The 22,045-nt window shown below is 65.7% G+C and carries 19 protein-coding genes; 12 read left to right on the top strand and 7 right to left on the bottom strand.

Annotation, left to right across the window (positions count from 1 at the left end; all coding sequences use genetic code 11):
• Nucleotides 1-38 precede the first annotated feature (38 nt).
• The 4 genes from KHO41_RS18395 (at nt 39) to KHO41_RS18380 (ending at nt 3,899) form a co-directional block, all read left to right on the top strand.
• A complete protein-coding gene (locus KHO41_RS18395; protein WP_211954717.1) occupies nt 39-950 on the top strand; it encodes an SDR family NAD(P)-dependent oxidoreductase in 912 nt (303 codons plus the stop codon).
• Between the two features lie 78 nt (nt 951-1,028).
• Nucleotides 1,029-2,234, top strand: coding sequence for an acyl-CoA dehydrogenase family protein (locus tag KHO41_RS18390; protein WP_211954716.1), 1,206 nt, complete (start codon nt 1,029-1,031; stop codon nt 2,232-2,234).
• A 34-nt stretch (nt 2,235-2,268) separates the two neighbouring features.
• Entirely contained in the window at nt 2,269-3,435 is a 1,167-nt protein-coding gene (locus tag KHO41_RS18385) for an acyl-CoA dehydrogenase family protein (RefSeq protein WP_211954715.1), read from the top strand.
• Nucleotides 3,436-3,443: 8 nt separating this feature from the next.
• Nucleotides 3,444-3,899, top strand: coding sequence for a MaoC family dehydratase (locus KHO41_RS18380; protein ID WP_211954714.1), 456 nt, complete (start codon nt 3,444-3,446; stop codon nt 3,897-3,899).
• 901 nt (nt 3,900-4,800) lie between these two features.
• Here KHO41_RS18380 and KHO41_RS18375 read toward each other — a convergent pair.
• Entirely contained in the window at nt 4,801-5,952 is a 1,152-nt protein-coding gene (locus tag KHO41_RS18375) for an acyl-CoA dehydrogenase family protein (RefSeq protein ID WP_211954713.1), read from the bottom strand.
• A gap of 147 nt (nt 5,953-6,099) precedes the next feature.
• Here KHO41_RS18375 and KHO41_RS18370 point away from each other — a divergent pair, with 147 nt between their 5' ends.
• From KHO41_RS18370 to KHO41_RS18355, 4 genes are all read left to right on the top strand, one after another.
• Nucleotides 6,100-6,819, top strand: a complete 720-nt coding sequence (locus tag KHO41_RS18370; RefSeq protein ID WP_211954712.1) for a TetR/AcrR family transcriptional regulator — start codon at nt 6,100-6,102, stop codon at nt 6,817-6,819.
• 242 nt (nt 6,820-7,061) lie between these two features.
• Nucleotides 7,062-7,835: an enoyl-CoA hydratase/isomerase family protein gene (locus tag KHO41_RS18365; protein WP_211954711.1), complete on the top strand. Its 774-nt coding sequence runs from the start codon at nt 7,062-7,064 to the stop codon at nt 7,833-7,835.
• Nucleotides 7,836-7,884: 49 nt separating this feature from the next.
• Nucleotides 7,885-8,715, top strand: coding sequence for an enoyl-CoA hydratase/isomerase family protein (locus KHO41_RS18360; protein ID WP_211954710.1), 831 nt, complete (start codon nt 7,885-7,887; stop codon nt 8,713-8,715).
• Nucleotides 8,716-8,866: 151 nt separating this feature from the next.
• Entirely contained in the window at nt 8,867-9,679 is an 813-nt protein-coding gene (locus KHO41_RS18355; RefSeq protein ID WP_211954709.1) for an SDR family NAD(P)-dependent oxidoreductase, read from the top strand.
• Between the two features lie 86 nt (nt 9,680-9,765).
• Here the strand turns inward: KHO41_RS18355 and KHO41_RS18350 are convergent, their stop codons facing one another.
• The 5 genes from KHO41_RS18350 to KHO41_RS18330 all read right to left on the bottom strand — a co-directional run bounded on the left by KHO41_RS18350 (nt 9,766) and on the right by KHO41_RS18330 (nt 14,897).
• Entirely contained in the window at nt 9,766-10,524 is a 759-nt protein-coding gene (locus KHO41_RS18350) for an SDR family NAD(P)-dependent oxidoreductase (RefSeq protein ID WP_211954708.1), read from the bottom strand.
• A 115-nt stretch (nt 10,525-10,639) separates the two neighbouring features.
• Complete coding sequence (locus tag KHO41_RS18345) at nt 10,640-11,611, bottom strand: quinone oxidoreductase family protein (protein WP_211954707.1); 972 nt, start codon at nt 11,609-11,611, stop codon at nt 10,640-10,642.
• A gap of 52 nt (nt 11,612-11,663) precedes the next feature.
• Nucleotides 11,664-12,641 carry a tripartite tricarboxylate transporter substrate binding protein gene (locus KHO41_RS18340; protein ID WP_211954706.1) on the bottom strand — a complete coding sequence of 326 codons (978 nt, stop codon included), beginning with the start codon at nt 12,639-12,641 and terminating at the stop codon, nt 11,664-11,666.
• A gap of 77 nt (nt 12,642-12,718) precedes the next feature.
• On the bottom strand, nt 12,719-13,774 hold the full coding sequence (locus tag KHO41_RS18335; RefSeq protein ID WP_211954705.1) for a BKACE family enzyme: 1,056 nt from the start codon (nt 13,772-13,774) through the stop codon (nt 12,719-12,721).
• Nucleotides 13,775-13,865: 91 nt separating this feature from the next.
• The gene (locus tag KHO41_RS18330; RefSeq protein ID WP_211954704.1) at nt 13,866-14,897 is read right to left on the bottom strand and encodes a hemerythrin domain-containing protein; all 1,032 of its coding nucleotides are present in this window, start codon (nt 14,895-14,897) and stop codon (nt 13,866-13,868) included.
• 308 nt (nt 14,898-15,205) lie between these two features.
• Between KHO41_RS18330 and KHO41_RS18325 the strand changes: the two genes are divergently transcribed.
• Together KHO41_RS18325 and KHO41_RS18320 are read left to right on the top strand one after the other, a co-directional pair.
• Nucleotides 15,206-17,905, top strand: coding sequence for a LuxR C-terminal-related transcriptional regulator (locus KHO41_RS18325; protein ID WP_211954703.1), 2,700 nt, complete (start codon nt 15,206-15,208; stop codon nt 17,903-17,905).
• A 128-nt stretch (nt 17,906-18,033) separates the two neighbouring features.
• Nucleotides 18,034-19,227 (top strand): alpha-hydroxy acid oxidase, encoded by a 1,194-nt coding sequence (locus KHO41_RS18320; RefSeq protein ID WP_211954702.1) that lies wholly within the window; start codon nt 18,034-18,036, stop codon nt 19,225-19,227.
• Here KHO41_RS18320 and KHO41_RS18315 read toward each other — a convergent pair.
• Nucleotides 19,224-20,258 carry an AraC family transcriptional regulator gene (locus KHO41_RS18315; protein WP_211954701.1) on the bottom strand — a complete coding sequence of 345 codons (1,035 nt, stop codon included), beginning with the start codon at nt 20,256-20,258 and terminating at the stop codon, nt 19,224-19,226. The genes KHO41_RS18320 and KHO41_RS18315 overlap by 4 nt on opposite strands.
• 129 nt (nt 20,259-20,387) lie before the next feature.
• Here KHO41_RS18315 and KHO41_RS18310 point away from each other — a divergent pair, with 129 nt between their 5' ends.
• Entirely contained in the window at nt 20,388-21,236 is an 849-nt protein-coding gene (locus KHO41_RS18310; protein WP_211954700.1) for a TauD/TfdA dioxygenase family protein, read from the top strand.
• 57 nt (nt 21,237-21,293) lie between these two features.
• Nucleotides 21,294-22,022 (top strand): SDR family NAD(P)-dependent oxidoreductase, encoded by a 729-nt coding sequence (locus tag KHO41_RS18305; RefSeq protein ID WP_211954699.1) that lies wholly within the window; start codon nt 21,294-21,296, stop codon nt 22,020-22,022.
• Nucleotides 22,023-22,045 lie beyond the last annotated feature (23 nt).

Below are 22,045 nucleotides of genomic sequence, written 5' to 3'. Positions count from 1 at the left end.
TTTCTGAAGAATTCTTTGACCAGTAGTGGAGACACAGCATGAGCTTGCTTGAAGGAAAGGTTGTCATCGTGACCGGCGCAGGCGCCGGTGTCGGCAAGGGTATCGCCATGGAAGCCGCGCGCCAGGGCGCGCGCGTGATCGTGAACGATCTCGGCGTGGCCATCGACGGCTCGGGCGGCAGCGCCGGCCCTGCGCAGCAAACCGTGGACGAGATCAAGGCGCTCGGCGGCGAAGCCGCGGCCAACACCGACAGCGTGGCGGACTGGGAATCGGCCCAGAAGATCGCCCAGCAGGCCATGGACCTGTACGGCCGCATCGACGGTGTGGTGAACAACGCCGGCAACCTGCGCGACGTCATGTTCCACAAGATGACCGAGGAAGAGTTCGACTCCGTGGTCCGCGTGCACCTGAAGGGCACCTGGAACGTGTCGCGCGCCGTCGCTCCGCACTTCAAGGCCCAGGAAAGCGGCGCCTACGTGCACATGACGTCGACCTCGGGCCTGATCGGCAATGTGGGCCAGGCCAACTACGCCGCCGCCAAGATGGGCATCGTCGGCCTGTCGAAGTCGATCGCGCTCGACATGAAGAAGTTCAACGTGCGCTCGAACTGCATCGCGCCGTTCGCGTTCACGCGCATGGTCGGCAGCATTCCGGCCAACACGCCGGAAGCCGTGGAGCGCATGAAGATCCATATGCGCATGGAGCCGGGCAAGATCGCGCCGTTCACGCTGGCGCTGCTGACCGACCAGGCCAAGGATGTCAACGGTCAGATCTTCGGCGTGCGCAGCAACGAGATCTACCTGATGTCGCAGCCGCGCCCGATCCGCACCGCCCACAACGACCAGGGCTGGACCGTGGAGAGCTGCCTGGAGCGCGCGATCCCGATGTTCCGTCCGTCGCTGTTCCCGCTGGATCTGTCGCGCGACGCGTTCGCCTGGGACCCGGTCTGAGCATTGCCACGGGGGTAGTAGCGGGTGGCCGGCCGCTGGGGGGCGGCTGGCCACCATGTTGGATGACAAGGAAGAGACATGGATTTTCAGCCTGACCTCAGCCTGGAGGCGTTTCGCGAGAACGTGCGCGCCTTCCTGCGCGACAAGCTGCCCGCCGACCTGGCCGGCCGTCCGCGTATCGGCACCCGCTCGCCGCGCGAGGAACTGTCGCGCTGGCAGCGCATCCTCAACGAACAGGGCTGGGGGGCGCCGTACTGGCCGACAGCGCACGGCGGTACGGGATGGAATGTGCTCGAGCGTCTGGCATTCGATGAAGAATGCACGGCAGCTGGCGCCCCGACACAGGATGTCGGCGCACAGAAGCTGCTTGGCCCAGTGCTGAACGAGTTCGCCACGCCCGAGCAGAAGGTCGAGCACCTGCCGCATATCTTCGGCGGCACGCGTACCTGGTGCCAGGGCTTCTCCGAGCCGGGCTCGGGCTCCGACCTTGCGTCGTTGCGCACGTCGGCCGTCCGTGACGGCGACGAGTACGTGGTCAATGGCCAGAAGATCTGGACCAGCCACGGTCACCGCGCCGACTGGATCTTCCTGCTGGTGCGTACCAACACCGAAGTCAAGAAGCAGGCCGGCATCAGCTTCCTGCTGGTGGACATGAAGACGCCGGGCATCACCGTGCGTCCGATCCATACGATCGACGGCTGCCATCACCTGAACGAGACCTTCTTCGACAACGTGCGCGTGCCGGTGAAGAACCTCGTCGGCGCCGAAGGCGACGGCTGGAAGATCACCAAGTTCCTGCTGAACAACGAACATGCCGCCGCAGCCGACTTGCCGATGCTGCGGCGCTATATGCGCCAACTCGGCAGCCTGGCGCGGCAACGCGACGCCGAAGGCCGCGCACTGATCGAGCGCCCGCATATCGCGCAGCAGGTCGCCCGCTTTGAAGCCGAGTTGAACGCCATTGCCATGCTGGTGCAGCGCGTGGCCGCGCTGGAGCAGGCCGAGGACCACAGTCCCGCCGCGCACGCGCTCGGTTCGATGCTGAAGGTCCGCGGCACGGAACTGCAACAGCGCATCAGCTGCTTTGTCGTGGAAGCACTCGGTGACTACGGCCCGGTGGCATACGCCGCGCCCGAGGGCGATGCCAGTGCCGAACCGCTGCCGATGCAGGAGGTGGCGCGCGGCATGGCCAACGAACTGTTCTTCCGCCGGGCCTCGACCATCTACGGCGGCACCAGCGAAGTCCAGCGCGGCATCATCGCCCGCGCCCTGTTCCAACTCTGACGTCGCGAAGCGCGTCTCCTGGCACATAACGATCATGAACTTCAATCTCACCTCCGAGCAGCAGATGCTGCAGGACAGCGTGGCCCGCTTCGTCGAGAAGGACTATGACTTCGAGGCGCGCACCGCGCTGGTCAAGGCGGGTTCGCGCTGCGACGCGAAGCACTGGAACACCTTCGCCAACAACGGCTGGCTCGCCGCCGCGTTGCCGGAAGAGCAGGGCGGTCTCGGCGGCACGCTGCTCGACACCGTACTGATCGCGGGCCAACTCGGCCGCGGCCTCGTCATCGAGCCGTACCTGGGCTGCGCAGTCGCTGCCGCACAGACGCTGCTGGCCGCCGCCACGCCTGCCCAGCGCGATGCGCTGCTGCCGGCCGTGGCCGAAGGCTCGCGCAAGATTGCGCTGGCGTACAGCGAAGCCGGCTCGCGCGGCCTGCCGGCACCGGTATCCACGCATGCGGACGCTGCACCGGGCGGCTACGTGCTGAACGGCGTCAAGACCCTCGTGCTCGGTGGCACCGAAGCCGACGCGTTCATCGTCTCGGCCATGACGCCGATCGCCCAGCCGGCCAGCGCCCATGACGGCGGCGAGTTGCGCCTGTTCGTGGTGGACGCCGATGCACCGGGCGTCAAGCGCCGCGCGTTGCCGCTGCATGACGGCACCTGGGCCGCCGAAGTGACGTTCGACGGCGTAGCCGTCAACGCCGATGCGCTGCTCGGCGAGCCGGGCACGGGCCTGGCCGCACTGCAGCAGGGCCTGCTGCACGGCACCGCCGCCTTGTGCGCGGAGCTTGTGGGTGCGATGGAAAAGACCATCGAGATCACCTCCGAATACCTGAAGGTGCGTCACCAGTTCGGCGTACCCATTGGCAGCTTCCAGGCCCTGCAACACCGCATGGCCGACATGGCCGCCGAGATGGAAGTCGCGCGCTCGATGCTGTATGCGCTTTTGGCCGCGGTCGAAACCGGCACGCCGGAAGCGGTGCAACGCACGATGTCGCAGGCCAAGGCACTGATCGGCCGCGCCGCCAAGTTCGTCTGCGGCCAGGGTATCCAACTGCATGGCGGCATCGGCATGACCGAGGAATACACCGTCGGTCACTACTTCAAGCGCGCGGTGGTAGCCGATGCGCTCTTCGGCAACGCCGACCTGCATGAATCGCTGGTCGCCCAGGCGTTGCAGCAATCCCTGACCACGGAGTGAGAACGAGCATGAAAGTCTACGAAAAAATCAGCGACCTGCAGCCTCTGGTGGGCGAGATTATCGGTACCAGCGAGTGGGTGAGCGTCGAGCAGGGTCGCATCAATCAGTTTGCCGACGCTACGGGTGACCATCAGTGGATCCACGTCGATGTGGAACGCGCCAAGGCCGGTCCGTTCGGCACGCCGATTGCGCACGGCTTCCTGACGCTGAGCCTGCTGCCAGAGTTCACCAATCTTGCGTACCGCGTCAACGAAACCCGCTCGGGCGTGAACTACGGGCTCGACAAGGTACGTTTTCCGGCGCCGGTACCGGTGAATAGCCGACTGCGGGCGCAATTCAAGCTGCTGTCGTATGAGGCGCTGGAAGGCGGCGGGGCGCAGACGAAGGTGGAGATGATTGTCGAGCGCGAGGGTGGACAGAGGCCGGTATGTATTGCTGAGTCGATTGTTCGGAGGTATCCGTAAGGTTTTTGTCTTCGTTGGTAAGGGCGGTGTTGTCGTGCTTGGCATGCGCCGCTGTTTCGTCGGCGTAGCCGGTGGGTTTTGGTTGAGGCCGGGTTATCGTTCTTGGCCAGCGCTGCTGTTTCGCCGGCGTAGCCGGCGACCTACTCTTTTGTCCGAGCGACAAAAGAGTAGGCAGAAAAGCGCGTCGTTGCCGCTGGCCATCAATTCCACGGCGGCAGTCGTTCAAACGGCTTTGGACGCCTGCGATGGTGGTCAGTGGTTCGAGCCTGCTAACGCTATGTGAGTCAGAACCTGTGCCTTGCGCGGCACGGCTTTTGGACGATCCCCAAGACGGACTCGGGTACAGCCTTTCAACCAGGTCAGTGGTGGGACGCCTTCGGCTGCGCTGCGCGCACGTCGTCGTCTGAGGGCAAGCTCATCAACGTCGCTGGCGCCCGAGTCCCCGTTCCAGTTCCTGATGCCTGTCTCTACGCGCATGCAATGCGCCGGAGGCTTCGTCACTGAGGCGAGGTTAGGGCTAGACTTCAGCGGACTTACTCCGAGCCGCGCGTAGCGCAGCCGTAGGCGTCCCCGCGATGAGGGTGTTAGCAGGGACCACTCCCTAATCCGGGTTCGCTCGTACGCGCTGTCCCATCCTAATCATCTACGCGGCAGGCAGTCCAGCGGACCTCTGATGCCCCAATGGCATTGAGCCTTGGGTTGACCACGTAAACGCGCTTTTGCCTACTTTTACCGCTCGGGTAAAAGTAGGTCGCCGGCTACGCCGGCGAAACAGCAGCGCCAGCGAAGAGCGATAACCCAGCCCGAACGACAAGCCCCGCCGGCTACGCCGGCGAAACAACGGCGTATGCCAGAACGACAACCGGCTCTGACCCAAAACCTGCCGGCCGGCCTCCGTGTTTCATCCCGCCATCAAACTCCGCGCAATAATCACCTTCTGGATGTGGCTCGTCCCCTCATAAATCCTGGTGACTCGCGCATCCCGATAGTAGCGCTCGACCGGAAAATCACTGAGATAACCATACCCCCCGTGGATCTGCATGGCACCGGAGCAAACCTTCTCCGCCATATCCGCAGCAAACAGCTTGGCCATCGACGCTTCCTTGCTGCAAGGCACCCCCGCATCATGCATGCGCGCAGCATGGAGAACAAACTGGTGTGCCACCTCCACCTGCGTCGCCATGTCGGCAAGATCAAAACTCACGCCCTGAAGCTTGATGATCGGCGCACCGTAGGCCTCGCGCTCTTTGGCATACTTCACCGCTGCTTCCAGCGCGGCACGGGCGACGCCGACAGCGAGCGCCGCGATGCCGATCCGTCCCTCCGACATGCCGCCGAGCATGCGGCTATACGCGGTGCCTTCTTCGCCGAGCAGGTTTTCCACCGGGACACGATGGTCTTCGAGCTGGATCTGCGCCGTGTGAGCGGTGTGCTGGCCCATCTTCGTTTCAATGCGCGTAACGTTGTAGCCGGGCGCCTTCGGGTCGACGATGAACCAGCTCGCACCGCGCTTGCCGGCGGCCTTGTCCGTGATGGCGAGCGCGAAGGCGAACCCAGCCTCGCTGCCGTTGGAGATGAACTGCTTCGTGCCATTGAGCACGTAGTGGTCGCCTTCGCGGCGCGCGGTGGTGCGGAACGCCGAGGTGTCGGAGCCGGCCTGCGGCTCGGTCCACAGGCCGCAGCCGATGGATTCGCCGCTGGCCAGGCCGGGCAGGTATTTGCGCTTCTGCGCCTCGGTGCCGTAGCGCGCGAGCTTGCCGCCCATGCCGTTATGGACGTGGATGATGGTCGCAAAACCGGCATCCGCGGCCGAGAATTCCTCGAGTGCAAGGCAGTATTCGGTGAAGGTGGACTTGCTGCCGCCATACTCCTCGGGGATGTGCATGCCGAGAAAGCCGAGCTGGCCGACGGTCTTGAGTTCGTCGCGCGGCCAGGCGCTGGTGCGGTCACGTTCGGCCGCGGTGGCGGCGACGACTTCGGTAGCGACCTTGCGGGCCGAGTCGCGGATCATGATTTCCTGCTCGCTGAGCAGGGCTGCTGTGGTATCTGTCATTGCTGTTCCGTCGAGTCAAAGATTGGGTCCCGTGCCCCGCGGTGGAGTGTTGTACTTCGCGCGCACGTTCGTACCATCAGAATACTAAGATACTTGTTATTAGCAAGCAAGAAAATATGCGGGGTCCAAGGCCGCGATGAGTCCGACATGCAAGGTGCGGTGCTATCATGCGGCACAAACCGTTTCCCGATCCCCGCCGATATGGACCAGGCCACCACGACCCAGGCAGCAAAACCACGCCGTACCCAGCATGAACGCCGCGCCGAGGCAGAACGCCGCGTGCTTGACGCCGCGCTGGAGCTCGTTGTCGAGAAGGGCGTGGTGCGCATGACACTTGGCGAGGTGGGCGAGCGTGCTGGCTACAGCCGAGGCTTGCCGGCCCACCACTACGGCAGCAAGGAGGGGTTGCTCAAGGCGCTGATCGTCGATATCGTGGACGAGTTCCGCGAAGCGCGGCTTGCGGCCAATATGCAGCCGGGGCTGGACTCGGTACTGGGGACGATGCGGATGTATCTCGATCGTTCGGGCAACCGCGACCGCGGGCTGCTTGCCATGCATGTGCTTTTCTCCGATGTATTCGTTTCCGGTGGAGAACTGGCCACGGCGCTTGAAGCATTTACCGACTCGACACTCACGCACTTCCGCAAGGAGATCCGCACCGGCATCCGTCGCGGCGAGATTCGCGAGGACGTCGATGCGGCCGCGCAGGCAGCCATGATGCTCGGCATGTTGCGCGGTGTATCGGCGCAGTTCTATCTCGGCGCCCCCTCCAAGAACTGGAAGCGCACGCGCGACGTGGCCCTCCATGCCGTGGAGCGGGAACTGCGTCCCCACGACTACGGACAAGGCTCCGGCTCACAAGCCTGAGCCCGGGCTTTCTGCCGGTCGGCCGTGCAACGCGCGGCCACGCCAACAGCCACGGCGTTCGCCCGTTTCTGATTCCCTTTCCTTGTAGGCTCCAAGCCGCTTCTCTGCGGCATTACCTTCATACGCCCTGAATTCCTTTATCTACATACTTGCTATCGACAAGCAAATAAGTAGAATGGCATCAAAGCATGGATATGGCCACCATCCTTCCCATCTGACACAGAGATCACGGAGACATCAGAATGAGTTTCGTACCCACCGTAGTCGGCGCGGTTGCCTGGATCACCCTGGACCGTCCGCAAGCGCTCAACAGCATGACGCCCGCGATGGTCGAGGGCATGACCGCGCAACTCAAGGCGTGGCGCGATGACCCGGCTGTGCGCGTGCTGGCGTTCACCGGTACTGGCGAGCGCGCATTCTGCACGGGCGCCGATCTGAAGGGCGCCAAGTCCTCGACCGAGCCCGGGGAGCGTGATTCGCTCGACAACATCGTCGAGTTCTTCACCACGCTGCGCACGTTTCCGAAACCCGTGATGGCCGTCGTCAATGGTCTGGCGCTGGCTGGCGGCATGGAGCTGGTGCTGTCCTGCGACATCGTGCTCGCCGCCGACACCGCTCGCCTTGGCGACGCGCATTCCAACTTCGGCGTGTTCCCGGGGGGCGGTGGTGCGGCGATCCTGCCGCGCAAGGTGCCGGCCAACGTGGCGAACTACCTGCTGTTCACGGGCGATTCGCTGAGCGCGGCCGACATGCGCATGTACGGCCTCGTCAACGAGGTGCTGCCCGCCGCCGAACTGCTTGAGCGCGCACAGGCGCTCGGCGAGAAGCTGGCGAAGAAGAGCCCGCTGGTGCTGACGCGCATGAAGCGCGTGGCCAGCGAAAGTGCCGACAAGTCGCTGGCCGACGCGCTGCGCCACGAAGTGCTCGAGCTGCGCGACCACAAGCGTTCGTGGGACATCCAGGAAGGCCTGCGCGCGTTCGTCGAGAAGCGTGAGCCGCAGTTCAAGGGCTACTGAGCAAATTTGCCGGGACGCGCAAGCCACCATCATTCACGAAGGAACCACAATGGAAGACCGCGACATCCAGCTTCGCCACTCCATGCTGCGCATTGCGAATGGCGTTGCCGAGCTGACCCACCAGCAGCCGGCCAGCCGTAATGCATTCTCGAACGAGTTGCGTGCGGACTATTTCGACATGCTGGACCAGATCGAGGCCGATCGAAGCGTTCGCGTCCTGATCATCACGGGGTCGGGCGGCAGCTTCTGCGCAGGCGGAGACCTGAAGTCCGTGAAACGCATGCAGGAGGAAGTGGGCCCGGGTACCAGCGGTCCGGAACTGATGTGCCGGCGCGTGCGGACCTCGCACCAGTGGCTGCGGCGCTTGCGCAGCCTGGAGATTCCGGTCATCGCCGCGGTGGATGGCGCGGCAGCGGGTGCAGGCTTCTCGATCGCGCTGGTGGCGGATTTTGTGCTGGCTTCCGACCGCGCGTTCTTCTCGATGTCGTTTTCGAAGATCGGTCTGGTGCCCGACATGGGCGCGCTTTACGAACTGCCGCGCGTGGTGGGGCTCTCGCTGGCGAAAGAGCTGATGTACACGGCGCGCCGCCTGTCGGCAGCCGAGGCCAAGGCGGTTGGCATGGTGCATGCGATCCATTCGGCCGACAGCCTGGCCGATGAAGCGCGCAAGTTTGCGGCGCGGCTGGTACCGGCTCCGCCCGCGGCCGTCGCGCTGACCAAGCGGCTGCTGAACCGGTCGTTCGAGACGCCATACGAAACCATGCTTGAACTCGAAACGCAGGCGCAGGGCGTCGCGTCCGCTTCTGCGTTCCATGCGGACGCCATTGCGGCGTTTGTGGGCGGCAAGCCGGGAGGATTCGATTGGGAAAGGGCTCGCTGATGAAGTGACGTTCGTGATTTCCCTCGCCGCCCCGAAATGTCAATCTGGTGCCCCGGATTGTCAAAACGCTCCGCGCTGTTGCTGGATACTTGCTGAGATTGGTCAAGGCCAACGGTATCGACATCCGACGCAAGATCGCAAGGAGATGAGAATGGAGCTGAAGGACAAGGTCGCCATCATTACGGGCGGCGGGCAGGGCGGTGGCGAAGGCATTGCGCGCGTGCTGGCGCGTGAAGGGGCCAGGATTGCCGTGGTGGACCTGAACCTTGACGCCGCTGCACGCGTCGCTGCCAGCATCGATCCGGACGGCAAGCGTGCAATCGCCATCCGCGCCGATATCAGCAAGAAGGCCGATACGGAAGCCATGGCGCGCCAGACGCTGGAGGCGTTCGGCACCATCGACATCCTGGTCAATAACGCGGGCGTCGGCGGCGCTTCCGCACTGGTCTGCGACGTCACGGAAGAAAACTGGGACCGCGTGATGGGAGTGAACGCCAAGGGCATCCTGTTCTGCTGCCAGGCGGTCATTCCTGCCATGAAGGCGCAGGGCAAGGGCAAGATCGTCAATATCGACTCCATTGCCGGTATTCGCATGGCCTACTTCAGCAGCGTGGATTACACCGCATCCAAGCATGCGGTCACAGGTCTGACGCAGCATCTTGCCTGGGAGCTTGCGGACCAGCGCATCAACGTCAATGCGGTGTGCCCCGGCGGCATCCTGACGCCTGCCATTGAAGCGTATGCGAGCGCGGAAAAGCGCGAGGCGCTGATTCGGCGCACGGTGCCGCTGGGCAGGTTCTGCAAGCCCGAGGAGATCGGCGAAGCCGTATCGTTCCTGGCCAGCGACCGTGCCGACATGATCACCGGCCAGATGCTGGCGGTGGATGGCGGCACGCTTACCGGCTATGGCGAGGATCTGCGCGCGGTGCTGCGCCAGCGGCTTCAGGAAGAGCAGGCCCACTGACTTAGGCGCAATTGGCAACCTCGCCGGCCTGGCCCCTCTGAGGCGGGCCAGCACGGCGGGGCTGCTGTCAGCAGTTCAGGGCACGTTTAGTAGTGGATGATGCCCGGAGTCCCGCCGCCGACCGGGATGGCCTCTCCGTTGATGGCCACGCTCAGTGGTGACGCGAGAAAGGTCACCACGCAGGCAACCTCGCTGGCATCGACCATGCGGCCGAGGCTACTCTTCGTTGCCGCCCATGCCTCGGTTGCCGCATCGGTCTTCTCGGTGCGGGTAGGTCCGGGGTGGACTGCGGTGACATTGATACCCTTCGGGCCAAGTTCATCTGCAAGGTTCTTGGTGATTGCCGCCACGCCGACATTGCGCAGCGTGGCGACGGGCCGGCCCGTATGGTAGATCGCCAGGCCACCGATATTGATGATGCGTCCCCAGCCGTTGGCAGCCAGATGCGGCGCCAGCGCCCGTGCGGTGCGCAGATAGCCGATGACCTTGATGTCGATATCTTCGAGTGCCTGCGCATCGACGATCTGGTCCAGTTGCGTGGCCGGCGAGATGCCGCCTGGCAGCGCTGCGGCATTGACCAGGATATCGATGCCGCCCAGCGTTTCGATCGCTTGCTCCACCATGGCATCGACGGAAGCCTTGTCGGCGGTGTCGACCGTGAGCGGCACAATGCGGCGGCCGGTCAGCGCTGCAAGTTCTGCAGCGGTCGCTTCCAGCGCTTCCTTCCCGCGCGCAGCGAGTACGACATCCACCCCTTCCTGTGCGAGTTGCAGCGCAATCGTCTTGCCAATGCCGCGGCTGCCGCCGGTCACGATTGCGCGCTTGCCTTTCAACTTCAGGTCCATGATTTCTCCGATATCCAGCAATGGCTGCGGGGCGATCGTGCCAGGAACACGTCGCCCCGTTGATCGTGATGCGTGCTGGCGCTTTGGCGGTGATGCCCGCGCCAGCACGCAACGGTTACGGCACCAGCACGGTAGCGCCGCTGGTCTTCCTTGATTCGAGCGCGCGATGGGCCTCGGCGGCATCGGCCAGCGCGAAGCTCTGGCGGGGCTCGCTCGTGATCTTGCCGGCCAGCACCATGTCGAACACTTCCTTCGCCATATCCAGCATGTGCGAGCGCGGCGTGGCGTAGTGCACCATGGCCGGACGCGTGACCCACAGCGACCCCTTGGCCGCCAGCGTGCGGCTGTCGATCTCTACCGGCCCCGAAGTCGTGCCGTTGCTGACGAGCGTGCCGCGCACCTGCAGGCAGGACAGCGATGCATCCAGCGTCGACTTGCCGATCGAATCGAAGACGACCGGTACCTTCTTGCCGTCGGTGATCTCCATCACGCGTTCGACGATGTTCTCGCGCGATGTGACGATGGTGTGCGTGCAGCCATTGGCCTTGGCGACCTCGGCCTTCTCGTCGGAGCTGACCGTGCCGATCATGGTCACGCCAAGCGCGCGTGCCCACTGGCATGCGATCAGGCCGACGCCGCCCGCCGCAGCGTGATAGAGGATGGTCTCGCCACCCTTGAGCGGGTACACCTGGCGGAACAGGTACTGGGCCGTCATGCCCTTCATGATGAGCGTCGAGGCCGTGCGGTCGGAGACGCCATCGGGCAGCGGGATCAGGACTTCCGCCGGCATCACGCGCACGTCCGAGTAGGCGCCCTGCGGGCCGAGCAGGTAGCCGACGCGGTCACCGACGCGGAGGTCGGTCACGCCCGGACCGACGGCTTCGACCACGCCAACCGCATCGGAGCCCAGGCCGTTGGGCAGTTGCAGCGGATAGTGGCCGGTGCGGAAGTAGATGTCGATGAAATTGACGGCGATATAGGTGTGACGCACGCGGGCCTGGCCCGGGCCGGGATCACCGACTTCGACGGTCTCGAGCTTGAGGACGTCGGCGCTGCCGGTTTCGTAGAAGCGGATTGCTTTTGCCATTTTGGTCTCCTGGAAGAATTTCAAGCCGGTCCGGTGCCTGCAAGGGCGGACCTCATGGCTGGATGTGGTAGGTCTTGACGATGCCGGCATTGCGCTCGTATTCCGTGCGCAGTGCCTGACTGAGTTCCGGCAGGCCCTGGGCCGGCACCGGCTCCATGCCGAGCGCCGCGAACCGTTCCTGCACGTGGGGCTTGGATGCCGCCTTGTAGACCGCGGCCTGGATTTTCTGGCTGACCTCGGCAGGCACCCTGGCGGAGACGAAGACACCGCCCCAGTTGCTGAAGTCGATATCCGGATAGCCTAGTTCCGCAAAGGTCGGAACCTGCGGCAACAGTGGCGAACGCTGCTTCGCCGCAAGCGCGTAGGGCCGCAGCTTGCCGGCCTTGATCATTGGCAGCGAGGTCACCATGCCGTCATACATCACGGCGATCTGCCCGCCCATTACCTGGGTCAAGGCTGGCGGAGAGCCGGCAAATGGCACGTGCTGCAGGTCGATGCCCGCCTTCTGGTTCATGATCATGCCGGCATAGTGGCCGACCGTCCCGGCGCTGGGCGACGCGAAACTCAGTTTGCCGGGGTTGGCCTTGACGTAGCGAATCAGGGCTGGCAGATCCCTGGCCGGCAAGTCAGGCGACCCGACCAGCACCATGGTCACCTTGCTGACGGCGGCCACGGGCTTTACGTCCTTCACCGGATCGAAGGAAACCTTCATCACCTGAGGAACTTCCGTGAAGACATTGGTGAGGGTGACCAGGATGGTCTGGCCGTCCGCCGGCGCCGCCAGCAGGGTGTTGATGGCGATGCCGCCACCCGCGCCCGGCTTGTTGTCGACCACCACGGGCTGGCCGAGGTCGACTGTGAGCTGTTCGGCCAGCACGCGCGCGATGACGTCCATGGTGCCGCCGGCGGGCGCTGGCACCAGCATGCGCACCGGTTTGCTGGTCCAGGCCATGGCAGCAGGCATCGCGGCGGCCAGGATGACTGCGGCGGCCACCTTGCGGAATGCGAAGAGGGCGGGGCGATGGGACATGTCGGACTCCGTCAGGGACAGGGTAGCCGGCCGCCCTGGCCGCAGCCAGTTCGCTGCAGTGCGGGCGGCCTGGCGCATCACGCAGCGCGCAGCGGCAGGTTCCGGATGCCGGCCTGGCGGTTGGGCGCCATGCCGTGGGCGGCGAGCGTTTCTTCGGCGCTGTCGTACCACGTGCCGATGCGGTAGATCTCGCGCGCTTCCTTGCCCGAGGCGATCTCGCGGCCCAGTTCATTCGCCACGCGCACGCATTGTTCGATCTGCTGCACCGAAGTCATGCGGTTGCCATGCTGGTCGATGATGGTGTCCTCGATGCCGCAGCGGGGGTGCAGGCCCATGGCCATCGCCATCATGTTGAACGGCAGCACGTTCTTCAGCAGCGATTCGGCGGTCAGCGTGCAGCCGTCCGGAGCGCGATGCACGAAGTTGACGAAGTTGAACGGGTTGGGACCGTCGAAGCCGCCGCCGATGCCGATCCACGTCAGGTTCAGCGGGCCCTTGTACTTGCCGGCGCGCACCATGCGCTCCAGCGTTTCCATTGCGTGGATGCCGGTGAGCTGGAAGTGCGGCTGGATGCCGGCGTTGCTCAGGCGGCGCAGGTGCTCTTCGACCCAGCCCGGGCCGGCCGGCACGGTCATTTCGCGGTAGGCGGCCTGGTAGGCGGGCTGCTCCAGCGAGGTACCCTTCAGGTACTCGGGATAGAGCAGCTCCATGATGTTCATCTGGGTGGTGTTGATCGCCACCGTCACCTGGTCGGGCTTCGGGGTGAGATCGGCCAGCATATGGCGGGTGTCGTCCGACAGCCACTTGGCGGCTTCGCCTTCGTCTTCCGGTGCGAACGAGATCGAGCCGCCGACCTGAATGATCATGTCCGGCACGGCAGCGCGCACGCCGGCGATCAGTTCGTTGAACTTGGACAGGCGCTTGGAACCCTTGCCGTCGAGTTCGCGCACATGCAGGTGCAGCACGGTGGCGCCGGCGTTGTAGCAATCCACGGCCTTCTGCACCTGTTCTTCCATGGTCACCGGAATGTCTTCCGGAAAGTCCTGCGGCATCCACTCGGGGCCATACGGGGCCACGGTGATCACCACTTTGTCCTGGTTCTCCGGGTGCAGCGAATCGTCGAGAAATTGCATGGTCTCCTCCTGAGGGTGAATGGCGCATTCATGGGCGCCCGTTTGACGGTCTTGATCCAAAGGCCACGATGCGACGTGCGTGGCCGTGCGCTTAGCTGTGTCGCATTGATACGTCGTCTGCCTGCGCGCAGAGGCGCGCTACGCAATCGGCATCCGGAAGGTCGGCGAGGTACGCAAGCAACGGGCCGAACGCGCGGTCCTCATCGTCGGGCGCGTTGCAGCGATTCGCTGTGCCGTACGCGGCGTTGACCTTGTCCCAGTCCGCTTCAGTCAGGTAGCGCTGCGCCGCCGGCAGGATGACGCCTTCCTCGCGCCCCATGCGCGCCCAGACAAACTGCGCGTAGTGATCGACCTTGCCCAGCAGCTCGGCCAGCGGGCCGCCTGCCGCAAACCGCTCGACGGCCTCGGCGAGCGCGCCGATCCACTGTGCATCGCGTTCATGCTGGTGCTCCAGTTCGTCGAGTTCGGCGTCGGCCCGGGCCGTGCGCCGGCGCAGCCTCTCGTAGAGGTAGGCCTGCTTGCACGGATGTTGGCGTGCGAGCGGGAAGATTTCGATAAATCGGATCATGTTGCGCATCACCCGCACATCCGCGCCGGCACCGCGGTCATTCGCAGCCGTGAGCATGTCCAGCCAGGCGCGCAATACGGTACAAAGGGCGCGATGCTCGTCGCGGATCGCGCAGATGGCCGGCTCCGGCATGGCCGGCGCGTGATCCGGCATGGCGAATACGGGAACACCGGCCGCGAGCACCGCTTGCACGAGCGATCTTGTCCTCGCTTCCTGCCCGTGGGGGCCGATGAAGACCAGGTCGCAGCCAGCCTTTTGCGCGCTTGCGGGGATGGCGGCTTGCGCGTCGCCCTCGACCTGGCCAGTCGATGCACATGGCACCCCTTGTGCCCGCGCCACCGACTCGGCCTTGGCGAGCAGTTCGCGACCGCGATTCACAGAGGCGCGCGCCACTGTGGGCAGGGGCGGCACATGGACGAACGTGATCCGTGCCGCTGCGATGCGTGCCAACTCGATGGCGCCGATGACCGTGGCCATGCAGGCATCCCCTTCATCGAGCGGCACCAGCAGGTGGCGGCACGTGATGGCGTGGGCATCGGAGCAAGGACGGCTCATGCCGGCACTCCGACCCGCCTGCGTCCCTGCTTCAGCGCGCACACGTCCATGCACTGCATCGAATGCCCCTAGCGTTCCGTTTCGACCTGGACGGATGCTAGCTGCGGCACCCCTGATACGCCCCCTCCGCGGAGGAGGGGGCGATTGCCCGCCAGGCTCGCCGTGTGCCTATAATGAGACACCAGATTCCAAGCCAGGCACGCCGCCCCCAACGGCAGCGCGAAGCCACGGACGCTGCATTGCCGCGCACGCAGCCCGGCACGCAGGCCCCGGCGAGCGTCGCACCCCAGCCAACCAGTACCTGCCAGATGACCTCCGTGAACCGCGGCGCCGGTGCCGCGTTTTCCGAGCTTGCGCTCAAGACCATGCCGCCGCGCGCGCCGCGGCACCTGCTTGCGCGCGCGCGCCTGAGCCTCGACAGCGAGGCGCTGCGCGACCGGCCCGCGATTGTCGTGCAGGCACCGCCGGGTTTCGGCAAGACGCTGCTGCTGGCGCAATGGCGCCGCGAGTACCTGGCGCACGGTGCGGCCGTGGCCTGGATTTCCGCTGACACGCACGACGATCCGCTGCATTTCCTGCAATGCCTGGTGCTTGCCGTCCGCGCTGGCTGCGCGCGGCCCGGCTTTGGCCGCACGCTGCTCGAAGGCGCGGCCGCGGCGCCCGGCAGCACCGAAGGGCTCACGGCCTGGCTTGCCGAGGTGGCCCAGACCTCGCTGGATCTCGTGCTGATCGTCGACGAAGCCGAACGTCTTTCGCAGGACGGCGTTGCGGCATTGCTCTACCTGCTGCACAACGCGCCGCCCAATCTGCGCATCGTAGTCGCGGCGCGCGGCGGGTTCGACACCGCCGTCACTGAGCTGACGGCGTACGGCCAATGCGCCGGCATCGGCGCGCAAGCACTGCGTTTCCGCTTCGATGAGACCTTGACTCTCGTGCGCAACCGCTTCGGCGACCGGGTCGATGCCGACCGTTGCGCGCGCCTGCACGAGTTGACTGACGGATGGCCACTCGGCCTGCAACTCGTCCTGGCAGCCATGGAGCGGGGCGCCGACCCACGCAGCGTCGTGGATGCCATGGCAGCCCGTCTGGCCGGCGAGGGCGAGCACCTGGTCGGTGGTCTGATCGACAAGCTCACGCCCGACGACGTCGCGTTCCTGACGCGCATTGCCGTCGTCGACCATGTCCATCCGGACCTGTGCCATGCGCTGACTGGCGACGAGCAGGCGCCGGCGCAATTGGCGCGGCTGATCCGCGAGACACCGATCTTCGTCTCCGGCGACGACAGCGACTGGTGCCGGCTCCACGCGCTCGCGCGCGGTGCGCTGCAGGCTCGCCTGGCCGAGCTGCCCCGCAATGAGCAGGCCGAACTGCATGCGCGAGCGCTGCACTGGCTTGCCGAGCGCGGCATCACCGAAGAAGCCGCGCGTCACGCACACGCGGCGGGCCAGCATGCGCTGGCGTACGAGTTGGCCGGGCGCTCGCTATATGATGCCGTGATGCAGGGGCGGCTGGGTACCGTGCTTGAATGGCTGGAGCGCCTGCCTGACGCGGAACTGGACCGCTACCCGGGGCTGCGCCTGGCCGCTGCCTGGGTGCTTGCGCTGGGCGAGCGCCATGCGGAGGCCGAGGCGCTGGTCGCACGCATGCTCGAAGGCGCAGGCGACGATACCGTCCTGCGCTATGAATGCGCGCTGATCCTGAGTATCGCGGCCTACTACGCGGATCAGCCAGACCGTTGCCTGGCGCTGCTGGAGCCGTGGCAGCAGCAGCCTGCCGCGCACGACCCGCGCCTCGCCCAGATGCATGCCAACCGTATGGCGATGGCCGCGATCCTGCATGGGCAGACCGGGAATGCGCGGCGCCATCTGCAGCTCGCACCGCGCGGCGACCTTGGCGAGGGACATCGCTACGCAGCGCGCTGGGGCGAGTTCGTGACCGGGCTCAGCTACCTGCGTGAGGGGCAGGTGATGTTGAGCGAAGCGATCCTGAGGCCCACGCTGGCAAGCGCGGAAGCCGATCTCGGCCGCCGCCATCCGCTCGCGTGCATGCTCGCGTCGCTGCTGGCAGCGGCGGTCTACGAGAACGGCCGCGTCGACGAAGCCGCTGCGCTGCTCGCCAACCGGCTTGACGTACTTGAGCGGTCGGGCACGGCCGAGACGTCGTTGCTGGCATACCTGACCGCGGCGCGCGTGGCAGCCCTGCAGGGCATCGAGCACCGTGCGCTCGACCTGCTCGAAGCGCTGCACGCAGTGGGTGTCGCGCGCCGGACGCCGCGGCTTTGCATGGCGAGCCTGGCGGACCAGGTGCGCATGCATGCCGGCCGCTTCCGCGCCGAGACGTGCCGGGCCCTGATCGTCCGCCTTGACGAACTCGTCGCTGAAGCGGAGGCGGACCACGGCCCACTGTGGCGCCGCGACGTGGCGCTGATGCAGGCCATGGCACACGCCAATGCGGCAATCGCCGCCCAGGACTGGCCGTCTGCGCTCGATGCGCTGCACCGCGCGGCGCCTGCGGCGGAGGCCATGAAGCTCGGGCGCAAGCGTATCGAGATCATGGCGCTGGAAGCGTTCGTGCGCCATCGCGGTGGCGACGATAGCCGGACGCTCATGAAGGAAGCCATGAACCTCGCGCAGACCTATGGTCTCGCGCGCACCTTCGTCGATGCGCATCCCGCGCTGGCCGACTGGGCCAGGCGCCTGGTGGAAGAAGAGGCCACGGAGCCGGGCTCCGGCCAGCCGTTGCCGGTGGCGCGCACGCCGCGCCGCGCCGAACGCCCGGTGACGGAGCCGCGCGCCGTGGCCAGCACGGTGCTGACGCCAAAGGAACGCGAAGTCCTGGAACTGCTGGCGCGCAATCTCTCCAACAAGGAGATCGCGCAGGCCATCGGCGTGGGCGAGGTCACGGCCAAGTGGCATGTGAAGAACCTGTTCGGCAAGCTCAGCGCCGGCACGCGCAAGCACGCCGTACGGCGCGCGCAACTGCTGGGGCTGCTGGAAGGTCTCGAGTAGTCCCGTCCTTTCGTGCCCGCTCTTTCGGGTTTCGCCCCCTCCTTCGCGCAGGGGGCGAAGGAGGCGACGCGCTTCGGATAATCGGAAAGCCCCAACCACGGTGCGCCAACCGGACCCGACTCGTGCCCATGACACTGAAACGCAGACTCTATCGCGGCCGCGACGTGCGGCGTGCCCAGAACATTACCGAGCTGCGCGCGATGGCGGCCGCGCGGCTGCCCAACTTCTGCCTGGAGTACCTGGAGGGCGGCGCGGACGATGAACTGACGCTGCATCGCAACCGCGCCAGTTATGACGCCATCGCCTTCACGCCGCGCACGCTGGTCGACGTCTCGGTACGCGATCCTGGCTGCACGCTGTTTGGCCAGCGCATCGAAATGCCGGCGGTGATTGCGCCAACCGGCTTCAACGGACTGCTCGCGCACGAGGGCGACCTGGCGCTCGCGCATGCCGCGCGTGATGCGGGCATCCCGATGTGCCAGAGCATGGTGTCGACCGTCGCGCTCGAACGTGTTGCCGAAACCGGCGTGCGGCACTGGATGCAGATCTATCCGTTCAAGGACCGCGAGAATCTCGCCGGGATTGTCAGGCGTGCCGAGGCGGCGGGCTCGGAAGCCATCGTCGTGACCACGGACGTGCCCATGCTCGGCAACCGCGAGTGGGACCGGCGCAACTATCGCGCCCCGATGAAGCTGGATGTCGCCAACCTGATCAACGTTGCCCTGCGGCCCAAGTGGTGGTGGGATGTGCTGGTGCCGCACGGCATGCCGCACTTCCGCAATCTCGGCGACATCCTTCCACCGGGCCAGGACGATGCGCGCAATGCGGCCACCTTCCTGTCAAGGCAGATGGATCCGTCGCTGAACTGGCAGGACGTGCAGTGGCTGCGCGAATTGTGGCCGCGCAAGCTCATCCTCAAGGGTATCGTGCGGCCGGACGATGCGTTGCGGGCCCGCGCGCTTGGTGTCGACGCGCTAGTCATCACCAACCACGGCGGCCGCCAGCTCGACAGCTGCGTGGCGCCGATCGAGGTGCTTCCCGAGATCCGCGCCGCGGTTGGCCCGGACATGACGCTGATCGTCGACAGCGGCCTGCGGCGCGGTGGCGATTTCGTCAAGGCGCGTGCGCTCGGGGCCGATGCGGCAATGTCGGGTCGTGCCACGCTGTATGGCCTTGCGGCTGGCGGCCGGGCCGGGGTCGCGCACGCGCTGGCGATCCTGCGCGCCGAGATCGACCGCACGCTGGGCCTGCTCGGCTGTCCGGCGCTCACGGACCTGGGCCCGGACTGGGTTAGCGGGGCAGGCGCAACGCGCGGAGTCTAGTGCGTATTGGCCGGTGCCGGTGCCGGTGCGGGCGCCGTCCGCTGTCGGCGCCACGCCGACACGCTGCAGCCGAACCGCGTGGAGAACCACCTGGAGAAGGCGCTGAGCGAGGAAAAGCCCATCAGGATCGCCACGTCCGACAACGCTCGTTCGTTGTTCTTCAGGTATCTCGTGACGAGGTCGACCCTGACCGCATCGACGACGGACAGGTAGTTCTGTCCATGGGCTGCCAGATGGCGATGCATGGTCTTGCGGTCGATGCCAAGTTGCCGGGCCACCTGTTCGGCCCCGCACTCGCCGGTGGGCAGCAGCGCGAATACCAGCTTCCGTACCTTGTCAGGCATGGTGGAATCGGACTGCGCCAGCTTGGTATCGAGGAATTCGCGCGCATGGCGGCCCAGCGCCGTGTCCGACGCCGCGCCTGCCACGTCGAGATCCGCGGCGGACAGCAGGATGCCATCGAAATCCTGGTGGAATCGCACCGGTACGCCGAACACGCGCCGATGCGTGGCAAGGCTCGACGGCGCGGCGTGGGTGAAGCAGACGCTGCGCGGCTTCCATGCCGAGCCCGACAGCAGCTTGAACAGCCGGAACCACAGGCAGATGATGAATTCGGTCGATTGCCGCATGGAACCGTCCACGGACACCAGGAATTCAAGCCTGACGACCGCGGTGTCCCCGACTTCCTCGAGGCGCAGATCGAGTGCTTCGTTGAGCAAATGCAGGTAGCGCGCCAACGCACCCAGTGCGTTGCGCAGGGTGGCGCCCTCGCGCATCACCGTCCACAGCGGGCCCAGCGTGGTCAGTTCACGGGCTTCCGCGACGCGTAGCCCGAGGTCTTCCAGGCCCGCAAGCTGTGCCGAGTCCTCCAGCAACTGCATGACCGACTTCGCCGGCACGCGCATTTCCGGGTCGACCAGCGCCGTCGGGCGGATACCCGCTTGCCGCAGTTGACGGTAAGGGTCCAGGCCGAGCTGGCGGGCCACGTCGACAAACTCCGTCAGGTTCACGTGTTGCAGCAGCGTCGACATAGGAGTTCCCCCAAGTGCCCCAAAATGTAAAGTCACTGCCCCGGAATGTCAACGCATCGCGCGCCGGTTCTTCAATACTTGCATCGACCCTTTTGCTTCGACCTCTACCTACAAACTTTCGGAGTCGCAATGCGAGTCGAGCCACTTACCTGTTCCATCGGCGCCGAACTGGATGGCGTCAGCCTCGCCGACGCCATCCACGATGACGGTTTGTTCGCCGGCATTCGTGAAGCGCTGCTCAGGCACCGAGTCCTGTTCGTGCGCGACCAGGACATGACTGCCGGCGAGCACGTCGCCTTCGCGCGCCGCTTTGGCGAACTTGAGGATCATCCGGTCGCGGGCAGCGATCCCGAACACCCGGGGCTGGTCCGCATCTACAAGAGTCCCGAAGAGCCCACGCCGCGTTACGAGAACTCCTGGCACACCGATGCGACCTGGCGGGAGGCCCCGCCGCTCGCCAGCATCCTGCGTTGCCGCGAATGTCCGCCCGTCGGCGGCGACACCATGTGGAGCAATATGGTGCTCGCCTACGAGAACCTGCCGCAGCACATCAAGGACCAGATCGCCGAACTGCGCGCACGCCACAGCATCGAGGCAAGCTTCGGCGCGGCCATGCCGATCGAAAAACGCCATGCACTGAAGGCCCAGTTTCCGGACGCCGAGCACCCTGTGGTCCGGACGCATCCCGAGACCGGCGAGAAGGTGCTGTTCGTAAACGGTTTCACCACCCATTTCACGAACTTCCATACGCCGGAACGCGTGCGCTTCGGGCAGGATTTCAACCCGGGTGCGGCCGACCTGCTGCGCTACCTGATTACGCAGGCCTACATTCCCGAGTACCAGGTGCGCTGGCGCTGGACGCCGAACAGCGTGGCGATCTGGGACAACCGCTCGACCCAGCATTACGCGGTCATGGATTACCCGCCATGCCATCGCCGCATGGACCGGGCCACGGTGATCGGGGATCGCCCGTTCTGAGCGACCCGCGTCTTCATCCTTCCCCATTGCAACGCAAACGAGACTGAGACACTGACAATGAGCCAGATCGACCCCAACATGCTCAAGGACAAAGTGGCCGTGATCACCGGCGCAGGCCGCGGTATCGGCCGCGCCATTGCAATGGCCTATGCCAGCGCCGGTGCTGCGGTGGTATGCAGCGCCCGCGGCGAGGCTGACATCACGCAGACCGCCGCGATGATCCGTGAAGCAGGTGGCCGGGCTATTGCCCAGACCGCCGACGTGGCGGACTACGAGACCGTCAAGACGCTGTTCCAGCGCGCCAGCGATACCTTCGGCGGTGTCGATATCGTGGTGGCCAATGCCGGGGTCGCGCTCGAGCAGCGCAGGATCGCTGACGGCGACCCGGCGCTCTGGCGCAAGACCATCGATATCAACCTGACCGGTGCCTACCACACCGCCCATGCCGCCATTCCGCATCTGCGCCGCCGCGGGGCCGGCAAGATCATCATGATCGGCTCGGGCCAGCGCAAGCGGCCTGCCGCCGGGTTTTCAGCGTACTCATGTTCCAAGAGCGGGCTATGGATGCTGACGCAGTCGCTGGCGATGGAACTGCAGGAGGACAACATCAGCGTCAATGAGTTGATACCGGGGCCGGTCCGGACGGACATGACGCGCGATGTTCCGGTGCCGCCCGGCGAATGGTTCAAGGATCCCGCCGACGTTGTCGCGCTTGCGCTGTTCCTGGCCGGCATGCCCGATTTCGGCCCCAGCGCGCAGAGCTACAGCCTGATGCGCCGCGCCTGACGCCTGACGAAAGCCCGAGACCA

The organism is Cupriavidus numazuensis, from assembly GCF_905397435.1.
Lineage (GTDB): Bacteria > Pseudomonadota > Gammaproteobacteria > Burkholderiales > Burkholderiaceae > Cupriavidus > Cupriavidus numazuensis.
The sequence above is the reverse complement of the archived record's forward strand: the minus strand, read 5'-3'. Positions and strand labels throughout refer to the sequence as shown.

Coding starts and splice junctions, on each gene's coding strand:
- KHO41_RS18305 (WP_211954699.1), top strand. CDS start 21,294: ATGAGCCAGATCGACCCCAACATGCTCAAGGACAAAGTGGCCGTGATC.
- KHO41_RS18370 (WP_211954712.1), top strand. CDS start 6,100: ATGCAAGGTGCGGTGCTATCATGCGGCACAAACCGTTTCCCGATCCCC.
- KHO41_RS18325 (WP_211954703.1), top strand. CDS start 15,206: ATGACCTCCGTGAACCGCGGCGCCGGTGCCGCGTTTTCCGAGCTTGCG.
- KHO41_RS18375 (WP_211954713.1), bottom strand. CDS start 5,952: ATGACAGATACCACAGCAGCCCTGCTCAGCGAGCAGGAAATCATGATC.
- KHO41_RS18395 (WP_211954717.1), top strand. CDS start 39: ATGAGCTTGCTTGAAGGAAAGGTTGTCATCGTGACCGGCGCAGGCGCC.
- KHO41_RS18380 (WP_211954714.1), top strand. CDS start 3,444: ATGAAAGTCTACGAAAAAATCAGCGACCTGCAGCCTCTGGTGGGCGAG.
- KHO41_RS18335 (WP_211954705.1), bottom strand. CDS start 13,774: ATGCAATTTCTCGACGATTCGCTGCACCCGGAGAACCAGGACAAAGTG.
- KHO41_RS18350 (WP_211954708.1), bottom strand. CDS start 10,524: ATGGACCTGAAGTTGAAAGGCAAGCGCGCAATCGTGACCGGCGGCAGC.
- KHO41_RS18385 (WP_211954715.1), top strand. CDS start 2,269: ATGAACTTCAATCTCACCTCCGAGCAGCAGATGCTGCAGGACAGCGTG.
- KHO41_RS18320 (WP_211954702.1), top strand. CDS start 18,034: ATGACACTGAAACGCAGACTCTATCGCGGCCGCGACGTGCGGCGTGCC.
- KHO41_RS18345 (WP_211954707.1), bottom strand. CDS start 11,611: ATGGCAAAAGCAATCCGCTTCTACGAAACCGGCAGCGCCGACGTCCTC.
- KHO41_RS18340 (WP_211954706.1), bottom strand. CDS start 12,641: ATGTCCCATCGCCCCGCCCTCTTCGCATTCCGCAAGGTGGCCGCCGCA.
- KHO41_RS18365 (WP_211954711.1), top strand. CDS start 7,062: ATGAGTTTCGTACCCACCGTAGTCGGCGCGGTTGCCTGGATCACCCTG.
- KHO41_RS18355 (WP_211954709.1), top strand. CDS start 8,867: ATGGAGCTGAAGGACAAGGTCGCCATCATTACGGGCGGCGGGCAGGGC.
- KHO41_RS18315 (WP_211954701.1), bottom strand. CDS start 20,258: ATGTCGACGCTGCTGCAACACGTGAACCTGACGGAGTTTGTCGACGTG.
- KHO41_RS18310 (WP_211954700.1), top strand. CDS start 20,388: ATGCGAGTCGAGCCACTTACCTGTTCCATCGGCGCCGAACTGGATGGC.
- KHO41_RS18360 (WP_211954710.1), top strand. CDS start 7,885: ATGGAAGACCGCGACATCCAGCTTCGCCACTCCATGCTGCGCATTGCG.
- KHO41_RS18330 (WP_211954704.1), bottom strand. CDS start 14,897: ATGAGCCGTCCTTGCTCCGATGCCCACGCCATCACGTGCCGCCACCTG.
- KHO41_RS18390 (WP_211954716.1), top strand. CDS start 1,029: ATGGATTTTCAGCCTGACCTCAGCCTGGAGGCGTTTCGCGAGAACGTG.